11 protein-coding genes are annotated in these 12,816 nt (G+C 69.3%); all 11 read right to left on the minus strand.

What is annotated here, in order from left to right:
* Positions 1 to 485: 485 nt before the first annotated feature.
* Complete coding sequence (locus tag BMZ45_RS05660; protein ID WP_091633411.1) at positions 486 to 1,562, minus strand: cytochrome P450; 1,077 nt, start codon at positions 1,560 to 1,562, stop codon at positions 486 to 488.
* A 465-nt stretch (positions 1,563 to 2,027) separates the two neighbouring features.
* Positions 2,028 to 2,972 carry a tyrosine recombinase XerC gene (gene xerC, locus BMZ45_RS05665; protein ID WP_091633414.1) on the minus strand — a complete coding sequence of 315 codons (945 nt, stop codon included), beginning with the start codon at positions 2,970 to 2,972 and terminating at the stop codon, positions 2,028 to 2,030.
* A gap of 299 nt (positions 2,973 to 3,271) precedes the next feature.
* Positions 3,272 to 3,940: a DUF484 family protein gene (locus BMZ45_RS05670; protein ID WP_175488937.1), complete on the minus strand. Its 669-nt coding sequence runs from the start codon at positions 3,938 to 3,940 to the stop codon at positions 3,272 to 3,274.
* On the minus strand, positions 3,937 to 4,791 hold the full coding sequence (dapF, locus tag BMZ45_RS05675) for a diaminopimelate epimerase (protein ID WP_091633419.1): 855 nt from the start codon (positions 4,789 to 4,791) through the stop codon (positions 3,937 to 3,939). The genes BMZ45_RS05670 and dapF overlap by 4 nt, the downstream gene beginning before the upstream one ends.
* Positions 4,788 to 5,060, minus strand: a complete 273-nt coding sequence (locus tag BMZ45_RS05680) for an LPS translocon maturation chaperone LptM (protein ID WP_091633422.1) — start codon at positions 5,058 to 5,060, stop codon at positions 4,788 to 4,790. Before BMZ45_RS05680 ends, dapF begins: the two co-directional genes overlap by 4 nt.
* A gap of 37 nt (positions 5,061 to 5,097) precedes the next feature.
* Positions 5,098 to 5,511, minus strand: coding sequence for a YbaN family protein (locus BMZ45_RS05685; protein WP_091633425.1), 414 nt, complete (start codon positions 5,509 to 5,511; stop codon positions 5,098 to 5,100).
* 49 nt (positions 5,512 to 5,560) lie between these two features.
* On the minus strand, positions 5,561 to 7,753 hold the full coding sequence (locus BMZ45_RS05690; RefSeq protein ID WP_091633427.1) for a S9 family peptidase: 2,193 nt from the start codon (positions 7,751 to 7,753) through the stop codon (positions 5,561 to 5,563).
* A 106-nt stretch (positions 7,754 to 7,859) separates the two neighbouring features.
* Positions 7,860 to 10,001 (minus strand): prolyl oligopeptidase family serine peptidase, encoded by a 2,142-nt coding sequence (locus tag BMZ45_RS05695; RefSeq protein WP_254776539.1) that lies wholly within the window; start codon positions 9,999 to 10,001, stop codon positions 7,860 to 7,862.
* A gap of 183 nt (positions 10,002 to 10,184) precedes the next feature.
* Entirely contained in the window at positions 10,185 to 10,520 is a 336-nt protein-coding gene (locus BMZ45_RS05700) for a hypothetical protein (protein ID WP_091633433.1), read from the minus strand.
* 333 nt (positions 10,521 to 10,853) lie between these two features.
* A complete protein-coding gene (locus tag BMZ45_RS05705; protein WP_091633436.1) occupies positions 10,854 to 11,816 on the minus strand; it encodes a patatin-like phospholipase family protein in 963 nt (320 codons plus the stop codon).
* On the minus strand, positions 11,816 to 12,784 hold the full coding sequence (locus BMZ45_RS05710) for a helix-turn-helix transcriptional regulator (RefSeq protein ID WP_091633439.1): 969 nt from the start codon (positions 12,782 to 12,784) through the stop codon (positions 11,816 to 11,818). The genes BMZ45_RS05705 and BMZ45_RS05710 overlap by 1 nt, the downstream gene beginning before the upstream one ends.
* Positions 12,785 to 12,816 lie beyond the last annotated feature (32 nt).

Raw genomic sequence — 12,816 nt, forward strand, 5'->3', positions numbered from 1 at the left:
TGGATATGTGGGTAGTGACCGCGTTTACGCCACGACATCGGAGCCGGCACCGGCCTTCGGGCCGTGGAGTCCTTGCTGCGGCCGCCGTCAGGCTGCCGCGAAATTCTGGTTGGATCGCGAGCCCGCCGTTCGCGTACGCGCGTGACCGGCGATGCGCATGGAGCCGCAAGCCGCAATGACGACCGGCCCCGCTCTTAAGCCGGAGGCGGCAGCGCCGCCCCCGGCACCACCACTTAGATGTTGTGGTAGGTCAACCAACGCCAGCCGCCGATGCCGGCGCTGGGGCCGGAGGTACCGCGCACGCCGAAAGCGGCACGCATCGCGCAAATAACCTTACTCATATCGAATCACTCCATGTGGATATGTGGGTTTTGACCGCGTTTACGCCACGACGCGCGTAGCCATTCCTGCTGAGCGTGCCGTGGAGTTCTTGCTGCGGCGATCGCAGGGCGATCGCCGCGGATTCTGGATCGTTACGGGATTCCTCAGCGCGATGGCCGGATGGTCAGGGTGAACGGCGGAGGCGCCATGGCCGACGCCACGACCGGGCGATCGCCGTGCGCGATCACCTCGACGTCGCCCAGCTCGAGCACGCTGCGCAGCATGTCGCCGACCAGTTGGGTAGCCAGGTCGGCGGCGACGCAACGATGCGCGCCATGGCCGAACGGAATGAACGCCGGATTGCGCCAAGCCTCGGGATCCGCCCAGCGCTCGGGGCGGAACTCGGCCGGCTCCGTCCAGTAGGCGGCATTGCGCTGGACCATGTACGGACAGACCACGACTTCGTCGGCTACGTCCAGCTTCACGCCGGACAGTTCGTGCGCCTGCGCCGGGCGCCGCCCCAACTGCCATGCGACCGGCCACAGCCGCAGCGCCTCCTGCACGATCCATTCGACCGGCGTATCGCGACGCGGATGCGTGCCCCACAGATACAGGGACCAGGCGAGCACGAAGCCCACCGACCCGGAAATGGCGAACAGGAAGGACAGGAACACCTCGACCAGTTCGTCCTGGCGGCGCTCGGGCCCGTCCGAATGGGCGACGATGTCGAGGATGTCCAGCGGCGAGACGCGCGGATGGCGCTGACAGGCGCCGATCGCGTTCGACAAGCGCAGCGTGGTATTGAACTGCAGCCACATGCGCCGCCATCGCGGCTGACGCGCACGCGCGTTAGCCAGCACCGAGCGCTGCACGATCTGATCGAGCAGGCGGCGCAGGGACGGCGGGCGGTCGGACGCCAGCAGCGCCGGCAGCAGATAGCGGTAGCTCAACCAGTTCCCGGCATCCGGCCACTGACTGGTGGCGCCGAGCTGGCCGCGTACGAAATCGCGCAAGGCGTCCGGCCCGCGCGCCTGCAGGAACTCCTTGAGCAGGCCGCGCGCTTCGCGGCGCATCTTCAGCTGCGCGGAGCGGGGCTCGAAGTAACCGTAGCGCGTGTGAAAGAAATCGGAATGTTCGGCATAGCTGCCGTCCGCATTGCTGAGCACGGAACGCGCATCGGCGGCGTTGCCGAGCGAATACTCGTTGCGTCCGGTTTGGACGATATCGCCGGCATCGGCCAACTGCCGATCCAGAAATCCAAGCGGGTCCCGCTGAAAGCCGGACCAGGCTTCTTCTTTCAACACACGCCCTCCGATCCTGAATCACGGGTGCTGATGCTCGAGTTGTATGACGGCCGCGCCGCCTGGAGTTGCATACCGCGGTGAATTCCTTCACCTGCACTCGACGTCGAGTATGGTTTCGCGCCCGGGTAGCGTCAAGCCAATTTCCGCGCGTGTTTTTCGCAATTTTCGAGTTCGATTTTCGGCGCTAACTCGTTGTATCGATACCGCAGCGCGGCGCATCGCGAAGCGCGATGGCGATGTACGGTCGAGTATGGAGCGCTGCGCGGCGACGACGATTTCCGTCGCGGGCCTGGTGGCGGAACGACGAAGCGAACCGCCCGCACTCGAATCCGTCGCGCATCGCGCACGCGGCCAGCTCGTCTGCCGGCGTGGCGGATCGGGATTCGCGCGGGCTCGTAGCGCCTAAGCGCCCTCCTTGTCGGCCTTGCGCTTGGCGCGCGGATGCGCGGCGTCGTAGACCTTGGCCAGGTGCTGGAAATCCAGATGGGTGTAGATCTGGGTGGTCGCGATATCGGCGTGGCCCAGCAGCTCCTGCACGCCGCGCAGGTCGCCGGAGGATTCGAGGATGTGGCTGGCGAAGGAATGCCGCAGCAGATGCGGATGCACGCGCTTGAACAAGCCCTGGCGCTGGGCGAGTTGGCGCAGGCGCAGTTGCACCGCGCGCGGCGTGATCGGCGCGCCGCCGCGCCCCGGAAATACCGGCGCCTCGTTGACCGCACCGGTGGACGCGCGCCATTCGCTCAGCGCCGCGCGCGCGTGCGAACCCAGCGGCACGCTGCGCTGTTTGTTGCCCTTGCCGAGCACGCTGACCAGGCCGTCGGACAGATCCAGGTCGCGCCAACGCAGGCCGCACAGTTCGCTCAGGCGCAGGCCGGAGGAATAGAACAGCTCCAGCAGGGCGCGGTCGCGCAAACCCAGCGGCACGTCGGTCGGCACTTCGACCAGGGCCTTGGCTTCGTCGGGGTCCAGCACCTGCGGCAGTTTGCGCGGCGCCTTGGGCGCGCGGATCGCGGCGGCGGGGCTGGTGTCGATGCGGCCTTGTTTGAGCAACCAACCGTAGAAACTGCGGCAGGCGGAGAGACGACGTTGCAGGCTCTTGGGCGTGAGCCCGCGCCGGTGTTCGGCGGCGATGAAGGCGCGCAGTTGTTCGGTATGCAGGCTCAGCGGATCGGCGCCCTGGGTCTGCGCCCAGTCGGCCAGCGCGGTCAGGTCGCGGCGGTAGGCATCGAGGGTGTGCGCGGACATGCGCCGCTCGACTTGCAGGTGCGCGAGGAAATCTTCGATCGGTCCTGGGGACACGGGACGCGGGCTCCGGGGTTCCGACGAGTGCGTCGGAATCGTGGGCATCTTGCGATGCGGAGTGGGCGATGTCGAGGGAGGCTCGCGAGCGCGGCCGGGCGCGCCAGTCGAACCAGGAAGGAGGCCCGCAAGGTCGCCGCTGTTTGGACCGGACGCCGTCGCGCGTCGCTTAAGTCACGGCCCCCGCTTTCGCGGGGATGACGATCTAAAAACAGCCAGGGAGCACATCTCCCTCAACCCGCCAGGCCAGCGGGCGCGGCCCGCTGGCGTTCATTCGCCCACGAACCTGCCGTGGCTAACCTGCGCCCTCACCGTTTTGCGAAGGCACAGGAAGCGCGGCGCAGCGCTCAGTAGCGCTTCAAGGCCGCCGCCAGCGACTCGCCCATCATGCGCAGGAACAGCGTGCCCATGCCGGGGAAGAAGCGGTTGGGGTCGCGGCTGCCGACCGCGACCAGGCCGACGCCAGGCAACGGCAGCAGAGCGGTGGATTGGACTTCGTCGGCCTGCGCGCCGTACAGCAGGGCATGCTTTTCCGGCTGCAGACGGCCGCACAGCGGTTCGCCGTCGGCCAGGCAGTCGCGGAAGGGTTGCAGACGCGCGTCGTCGGCGGCGATCACCTGCAGCCATTCGGGCGCGTCCAGGCCCTCGACGGGCTGGAACATCACCAGGCGCACGCGGTCGCCGTTGAAGTCCTCGGCCAGGGTCGCGGCCATCGCGCGCAGGGTGTCGGCGGCGCTGTTCTGGCGCATCAGGGCCAGGGTGAGCTGGTGCGTGCGCACCGACAGACGCTCGTTCTCCTGAGCGTTGCCGAACAGCTCCTGCAGACGCCGCGAGAGTTCGCGGTTCTTGTCGCGCAGCACCTCCAGCTGATAACTCGCCAGCGAGGCCGCCGAGCCTTCCTCGCGCGGCACGATCAGGCTCAGGGCCAGATCGGGGAACTGCTGCAGGAAGCGCGGGTGACGACGCAGCCAGGCCGCGACCTCGTGCGCGCCCAGCTTGTCCAGGGTTTCGTTCATTGCGCCCATTCCCCCTCGTAGACGAAAGCGGCCGGCCCCGACATCGACAGCGGAGCGTCGTCGGACGGCCACACGATGCGCAGCTCGCCGCCGGGCAGGACCACGGCGACGTCGCGGTCGACGCGGCCGCGCCGCATCAGCACCGCGGCGGCGGCGCAGGCGCCGCTGCCGCAGGCCAGGGTTTCGCCGGCGCCGCGCTCGTACACCCGCAGGCGGATGCGGTCGCGCGATTCGACCTGGGCGAAACCGACGTTGACCGATTCGGGAAACGCCTCGTGCGACTGCAGCAGCGAGGCGATGCTGTCCACCGGCGCGGCATCGACGTCGTCGACCTCGATCACCGCATGCGGATTGCCCATCGACACCGCGCCGAAACCGATCACGGTGTCGTGGATGTCGAGCACGTACTGGTCGCGCGCGCCGGGAAAGCCGCGCAGCGGGATCGCATCGGGGTCGAAGCGCGGCTCGCCCATGCCGATGCGGTAATGCTGCTCGGACAGGCGTTCGACCTGGTGGGTGTCGAGCGGGCTGTCCAAGGCGAAGTTGCCCTCGCCCGCGGCGCCGTCGCGTACCAGCCAGGCGGCGATGCAGCGCGCGCCGTTGCCGCACTGCTGCGAGGAGGAGCCGTCGGAGTTCCAGATCCGGTAGCTGGCGACCGAGCCGGGCTCGCGCGGGTCCTCGACGGTGAGGATCTGGTCGCAGCCGGCGCCGAAGTGGCGGTCGGCGAGCAGCCGGCAGTGCGCGGCGGCGGGCGGCGCCAGGCCGCCGCGCAGGTCGAGCACGACGAAGTCGTTGCCCGCGCCGTGCATCTTGCTGAAACGCTGCATCGTTCGCTCCGCGCCGGGGCTCATCGGCCGCCGTCGGCCGGCGGGGTCGGATCGTCCTTGCCGTCGTCGGTGGGCGTGTCGGTGGCGGGCTCGGCGGCCGGCGGCTCGGCCGCCTTCTGCGGCAGCGACGGCGGCGTGGCCTCCGGCGCCATCTGCACCGGCACCTCGCCCGCGGGCTGGGCCGGCGCGGTCACCGGAACCGGCTTGGTGGGCAGGACCAGGGGGCCCTTGTTGCCGCAGGCCGAGACGGCCAGCGACAGCGCGATCAGACTCAGGACGATGCGTGCATTCATGGCCGCAGTGTAGCCCGCGAGCGCGACCGAACGAAGCTCAGCGCGGCGGCGGTTCAGGTCGCGCCCACAGCCAGATTGCGACCACGGTCATGAAGCCGGTGCCGGTGGCGGCCATCCACCATTTCGGGGCGGTCAGGAACATGATCGCCGCGCAAACCGACATCATGCTCACCGCCAGCCATTTGGCGCGCCGGCTGACCGCGCCGTGCGCCTGCCAGTCGCGAATCATCGGGCCGAACTGGCGGTGCGCGAGCAGCCAGGCGTGCAGGCGCTGGGAGCCGCGCGCGGCCGCGAACGCCGACAGCAGCACGAAGGGAACGGTGGGCAGGCCGGGCACCACGATGCCGACGATGCCCAGGCCCAGGCTGGCGTAGGCCAGCAGCCACCAGGCCCAGCGGAAACGGCTGGGGCGGACCGGGGCGGGCTCCTCGGGCGGGGGCGGAGTCGACATGCCGCCAGTATGCGGCCGCGGCGAGCGCCGCGGCCGCACCGGCGATGCGTCAGTGCGTTGCGGTGGCGGCACCGCCGCCGGCCAGACCGAGCTGGCCGAGCATGAAGGCGAACATCTCGGAGGTTTCGCGATAGCGCTGGAAGCGGCCGGACTTGCCGCCGTGGCCGGCTTCCATGTTGGTGCGGAACAGCAGCGGGTAGGCGCCGGTGTTCAGATCGCGCAGGCGCGCCACGTACTTGGCCGGCTCGAAGTACTGCACCTGCGAATCCCACAGGCCGGTGCCGACGAACATCGCCGGGTAGGCCTGCTTGGACAGGTTGTCGTAGGGCGAGTACGTGAGCATGTAGTCGTAGTACTTCTTCTGCTCCGGGTTGCCCCACTCGTCGTATTCGTTGGTGGTCAACGGGATGCTGGCGTCCAGCATGGTGGTGACCACGTCGACGAAGGGCACCTGCGACAGGATCACCCGGTACTTGTCCGGCGCCATGTTGGCGATCGCGCCCATCAGCAGGCCGCCGGCGCTGCCGCCGTAGGCCGCGACGCGGTCGGGCGCGGCGTAGCCAGCCTTGACCAGGTAGTCGGTGACGTCGATGAAGTCGGTGAAGGTATTCTTCTTCTTCAGCAGCTTGCCGTCCTCGTACCACTTGCGGCCCATTTCCTCGCCGCCGCGGATATGCGCGATCGCATAGACCATGCCGCGGTCGAGCAGGCTGACGTTGACGACGCTGAAGCCCGGGTCCATCGAGGCGCCGTAGCTGCCGTAGCCGTACTGCAGCAGAGCGGCCTTGCCGTTCTTCTCGAAGCCGCGCTTGTAGACCAGCGAGACCGGGATGCGGGCGCCGTCGCGCGCCGGCACCCAGACGCGCTCGGTCACGTACTGCGCCGCGTCGAAGCCGCCCAGCACCGGCTGGCGCTTGAGCAGGCGGCGCTCGCCGGTGTCCACGTTCAATTCGTAGACCGTGGCGGGCGTGGTCAGCGAGGTGTAGCTGTAGCGCAGCCACGGGGTATCGGCTTCGGGGTTGGACGACAGGCCCATCGAGTACGCCGGCTCGTCGGCCTTCACGAACTCCGATTCGCCGTTGGCCTTGAGGATGCGGACGCGCTCCAGCGCGTCGGAGCGCTCGGCCACGGCGGTATAGCCCTGGAACAGTTCGACGCCTTCGATGTAGACGTCGTCGCGGTGCGCGATCCAGTCCTTCCAGTCCTTGCGCGAGGTCGAGCCGCTGGGCGCGGTGACGACCTTGAAGTTGGTGGCGCGGTCGGCATTGGTGCGGATCACCCAGCGGTCGCCGAAGTGATCGGCGTCGTACTCGACATCGCGCGCGCGCGGCGCCAGCACGGTGAACGCGCTGGGGTCGGCCGCGGGGGCGTAGCGCAGTTCGTCGGAAACGGTGCTGCTCACGCCGATCACGATGTAGCGATCGTCGCGGGTGCGATCGATGCCCATGTAGAAGCTGTCGTCCTTCTCCTCGTAGACCACCGCGTCCTGGGCGACCGGGGTGCCGAGCACGTGCTTCTTGACGCGCTTGGTCAGCAGCGTCTCGGGATCGTTCTCGACGTAGAACAAGGTCTTGTTGTCGTCGGCCCAGACCAGGTTGGCGGACACGCCCTTGATCTCGTCGGCGTAGGTCTCGCCGGTGGCCAGGTTCTTGAAGCGCACGGTGTACTGGCGGCGGCCGTTGGTGTCGTCGGCGTAGGCCAGCAGCTGGTTGTCCTGGCTGATCGCGTAGTCGCCGACCTGGTAGTACTTCTTGTCCTTGGCCAGGGCGTTGACGTCCAGCAGCACCGTCTCGCCGGCGAAATCGCCGTCGGCGTTGGCCTTCTGGATCGAGGCCGCGTCCACGCCGGGACCGTCCTTGCGGCGGGCGTGGATCGGATAGTCCTGGCCGGTCTCGAAACGGCTGTAGTACCAATAGCCGCGCTCGCGGCTGGGCACCGAACTGTCGTCCTGCTTGATGCGCGCGACGATCTCGTCGTACAGCCTGTTCTCCAGCGGCTTCAGCGCCGTCATCTGCGCGGTCGCGTAGGCGTTCTCGGCCTCGAGATAGGCCAGCATCTCCTTATTCTCGCGCTTGTCGTCGCGCAGCCAGTAGTACTCGTCGTTGCGCTGGGCGCCGTGCGGGGCCTTGACCACATGCGGCTTCTTGGCCACGTCGGGCGGCAGCGTGGCGTCGGCGGCGGAGGCGTTGGGGGTCGTGGTCATCAGTAGCGTGGCGGCCAGCAGGAGGGAGGTCGGTTTCATAAATAGGGTCCGTTCGCGAAGAGCGCAATGGCCGGCGGGCCGCGAGCCGCCGCGGGGCATGCCTGCCGGGGAGGACGGGCGCCGTGCGGCGCCCGTCGCTAGGGCCTTACTTGGACAGCTTGTCCCACAGGAAGGTGTAGGCCAGCGCGCTCATGTGGGCGGCCTGGGCGTTGTTGGCCGAACCGCCGTGGCCGCCTTCGATGTTCTCGTAGTAGCGCACGTCCTTACCGGCTTCCAGCATCTTGGCCATCATCTTGCGCGCGTGGCCGGGGTGGACGCGGTCGTCGCGGGTCGAGGTGGTGAATAGGGTCGGCGGATAGTCGCGCTTGGCGTCGAACAGGTGGTAGGGCGAGAAGGTCTTGATGAAGTCCCAGTCGGCCGTATCCGGATCGCCGTACTCGGCCATCCACGAGGCGCCGGCCAGCAGGTGGCTGTAACGCTTCATGTCCAGCAGCGGCACCTGCACGACCACGGCGCCGAACAGCTCCGGGTACTGGGTCAGCATGTTGCCGGTGAGCAGGCCGCCGTTGCTGCCGCCCTGCACGCCCAGGTGCTTGGGCGAGGTGACCTTGCGCGCGATCAGGTCCTGCGCGACCGCGGCGAAGTCCTCGTAGGCCTTGTGGCGGTTGGCCTTGAGCGCGGCCTGGTGCCAGCGCGGGCCGTACTCGCCGCCGCCGCGGATGTTGGCGACCACGTACACGCCGCCCTTCTCCAGCCAGCCCTTGCCGACGCCGCCGGAGTAGCCCGGGGTCATCGATACTTCGAAGCCGCCGTAGCCGTACAGCAGGGTCGGGGTGCTGCCGTCGAGCTTGAGGTTCTTCGGACGGACCATGAAGTACGGCACTTTGGTGCCGTCCTTGCTGGTCGCGAAGTGCTGCTCGATCACGTTGTTCGACCCGTCGAAGAAGGTCGGCATGGTCTTGAGCGTTTCCGGCTGCTGGCCGAGCTTGGCCAGCGACAGCGTGGTCGGGGTGAGGTAGTCGGTGGCGGTCAGCCAGACGTCGTCGCTCTCGTCGTCGTCCACCGCCGACACGCCGATGCTGCCGAAGGCCGGCGCGCCGACGAATTCGCTGCGCTGCCAGCTGCCCGGGGTGAGCACGCTGAGCTTGTACTTCACGTCCTCCATGACGTTGAGCACCAGCTTGTTGCGGGTCCAGGTGGTGCCGGCCAGCGAGCTGCGCTCGGTCGGCTCGAACAGCACGGTGAAATCGCGCTTGCCGGCCATGAAGTCGTCGAAGCGGGTGACGATCAGGCTGCCCGGCTTATAGGTCTTGCCGCCGGCGCTGTAGGGCTCGCGCAGCTCCAGGGTCAGCCACTCGCGGTGCACGCCCTTCTCGGCCGAGTTCGGCGCGTCGATCTTGGTCAGCTTGCCGTCGGCGCCGCGCAAGTAGAGCTCGTTGTTGTAGAAGGCGATGGTGCGCGAGACGAAGTCGCGCTCGAACCCTTCGGTGGGGTCATGGCCGGCGGAGATGTACATGTCCTCCGCGGTGCCTTCGTAGACCACGCTGGCCGCGCTGAGCGGGGTGCCGCGCTTCCACTGCTTGACGATGCGCGGGTAGCCCGACGAGGTCATGCTGCCGGCGCCGAAATCGGTGAACACGTAGACGTTGTCGCGGTCGATCCACTGCAGGCCGCCCTTGGCCTCGGGACGGAAGTAGCCGTCCTTGACCCAGGTCTGGGTGCCCAGGTCGAACTCGCGGGTGACGTCGGCGTCGGCGCCGCCGCGCGAGAGCGCGATCAGGCAGCGCTGGTACTGCGGCTTGAGGCAGTCGGCGCCGTGCCAGACCCAGTTCTCGCCCTCGGCCTTGTTGAGCGCGTCCAGGTCGATCACGGTTTCCCAGGCCGGCTTGTCCTTGCGGTACTCGGCCAGGGTGGTGCGGCGCCACAGGCCGCGCTGATGCTTCGCGTCCTTCCAGAAGTTGTAGTAGTGGTCGCCGATCTTCATCACGCCGGGGATCTTGGCGTCGGAATCGAGGATGGCGCGGATGTCGGCTTCCAGCGTCTTGAACGCGGGCGTGGCGGCCAGCTCGGCCTCGGCCTGGGCATTGCGCTCGCGCACCCAGGCCAGCGGGCGCTCGCCCTGCACGTCTTCCAGCCAGGCGTAGGGATCGGACCCGTCGGTGGTCATTTTGGCGGCCTCCTCGGCGGCAGCGGCGGTGGCGACCGGGGCCCCCAGACCGGCGATGCCGATGGAGATCATTCCTACCGAAACGAGCAACGGCTTGCAGGCCTTGGACAGCGTGGACATCGGCGCTCCGCGAATACAGGGAAAGGCCGAACGCTAGCACAGGGCCCGACGCGCCCCGCCGTGCCCGAAGTCATGTGGGGAGGGTGTGCCGCGCACGCGTTATGGCGCTATTCGCGGGCTTTTCGGCGCCGATCGCGCCCCAGCCGCGACGCGCGCGAGCGCGACTTTGCGCGTTGAGGCGTTTCAGGCCGCGCGCGCGGCGGCGCTGCGTGCGAGCGGGCGCGCGCGGCGCCGGGCCTGGGCGCCCGGCCGGCGGCGGCGCGCGGCCGCGGGCGCGGCCTGATCCTCGGCGCGCCACGGCAGGCGGAAGCGGTGCAGCGCCCACCAGGCGGTCAGCGGCATCGCCAGCAGCCACAGCGGCAGCCAGCCAATCTGGGCGCTGTTGGCGCGCGCGGCCGGCAGCAGCAGCACCAGCACCGCGCCGATGGCGACGATGTAGCGCAGGGCCTGCTCGACGCGCGGGTCGATCGGGTCGGCGGCGGGGCGGGAGGAATCGAGGCGGGCGACGGACTGGCGCATGGCGAGGCTCCGGGTGGCGGGACCGGGCCTGGCGGCCCGATGGGCTCACCTTGGGACGGGGGCGTCTCAGAGGCTGCGACCCTCGATTCGAGGGGGTGCGAGGGGTTTGAGGCGGCGTTCGCGGCGCTTGCGCCGGCGCCGGCGCATGGAGGGCGCGGCGATGCGGTTGGCCTGTGGCTCACCGCATCCTACGGCCGCGCCCGACCCGGCTTGGGGGTAGGAGCGGCGCAAGCCGCGATCCGAAACTACGGCGGTGGCTGTAAGTTCGCTGCAGGTGGAAATCACGGTCGCGGCTTACGCCGCTCCTACCCCACGGCAAAAGCGGAGGCTTCGCTAGTAGCCCGCTGCGTCCAGGGCTTTATCGGCTTCCGCGCGGCCCAACGCGATCAGTTCGCGCGCGCGCCAGAATTCGTAGAACTGGCAGGCGTCGCGCGGGATGCGGATCACCAGTTCGGGCGGATCCAGGGCCAACTGCACGCGCGCGATCTGGGCCTGCATGGTGTCCAGCGAACGCGCCATCAGCTCGGTGAAGCCCAGTTCGTGACCGGCCGCGTCGGCGACCGGCGCCGAGGCCGCGTTCTCGCGCCGCCAGCGTTGGCCGAACCAGCGCCACAGACGCGCGCTGCGGGTGTGCACGGCCTGGGCCTCGGCCTCGTCGGCCTGCCTGGCGCCGTCGTCGCCGCCGTTGCGCCGCGCCGGCGTGCCGGGCGGGCGCTGCGGCCAGCCGTGCATGTCCACCGCGATCAGACGGTGGGCGTCGGACAGCCGCGTCGCCGCGATCGGCAGCGGCGCCAGCAGGCCGCCGTCGACCAGCTCGCGGCCGTGCACTTCATAGGGGGTGAACACGCCGGGGATCGCGATCGAGGCGCGCACCGCATCCCACAGATCGCCCTCGCGCAGCCAGACTTCGCGCTGGCGCATCAGGTCCACCGCGACCGCGGTGAAGGCGATCGGCAGGTCCTCGATGCGCGGCTCGCCGGCGAGTTCGCGCAGGGCCTGCATCAGGCGTTCGCCGCGGAACAGCGAGGCCTGGCCCAGCGCGGGGTCCAGCAGGCGCAGCATGTCGGTGCGGCTGAGGCTGTACAGCCAGTCGCGATAGGCGTCGAGCTTGCCGGCCGCGTACAGGCCGCCGACCAGGGCGCCGCTGGAGGAACCGGCCACGGCGACGATGTTGATCGAGCGCGCCTGCAGCGCCTCGATCACGCCGATCTGGGCCAGCCCGCGCGCGCCGCCCGCGCCCAGCACCAGCGCGACATGCTCGTCGCTGCGGATGCGCGGAGCGTCGGCGCCGGCCATCAGCGGTCGTAGTTGGCCAGCGCCAGCGACAGCATGCTCTTGGCCTGTTCGCGCAGCACCGTCGGCTCGACGATCTCGGCGTCGCTGCCGTAATGCATCACGTCCATCAGCAGCTCGCGGCCGGCGCTGTAGGGCAGCTTGAGTTCGTAGCGGCCGTCGGGCAGGAAGCGGCCCTGCTGCTGCGAATGCCAGTGCTCGTCGGCGACCCAGCGCGCGGCCTTGGCGCTGAACACGATGGTGGCCCAGCCCTTGGGGGTGCCGGAGAAGATGCCGTAGCTGGAGGCGAGGTGGCGGTCGAGCTCCTCGTCGGGCACGTCGCGCGCCTCGCCCTCGCCGATGCGGGCGCCGCTGATGCGGTCGACCGAGAAACTGCGCAGCGCGTCGCGCTCGTGGTCCCAGGCGTCCAGGTACCAGTTTTCGCGATAGTGGGTCAGGCGCTGCGGCGAGACGTTGCGGCGGGTGCGCTCGTCGGTGGAGCGCGCGCGGTATTCGAAGCTCAGGACCTTGCGGTCCAGCACCGCGGTGGCGACGTTGCGGAACGCGGTTTCGTCCAGGCGGCGGGTGCGGTGCGGGATCACCCGCACGCGCTCGACCGGCACCCGGCGGCCGCCGGCGTGTTCGTCCAGCAGCTTCTCGATGCGGTGCTGCAACGGCGCGAGCGCGTTCGACAACACGCCGCCGCCGCTGCGCAGCAGCAACTGCTGCGCGGCCAGCAGCGAATGCAGCTCTTCCGAGCTCAGCCACAGACCCGGCAGCTCGAAGCGGTCGCCCTCGCTGCTGTCGTAGCGGAAGCCGGCTTCGCCGTTGCCGACCACCGGCGCCATCAGGTAGTCGCGCAGATAGGCCAGGTCGCGATAGACCGTGGCGCGCGAGCATTCCAGGTCCTCCTGCAGGCGCTGCACGGTCACCGGATAGCGCGCGGCGGTCAGGATGCGGTGCAGGGCGTGGATGCGTTCGATGCGTTCCATGGCGATTCGGCGGCCGTGTCTGGCTGGTCGGG

Origin of the sequence: Lysobacter sp. cf310, from assembly GCF_900114355.1 — a bacterium.
Lineage (GTDB): Bacteria > Pseudomonadota > Gammaproteobacteria > Xanthomonadales > Xanthomonadaceae > Lysobacter.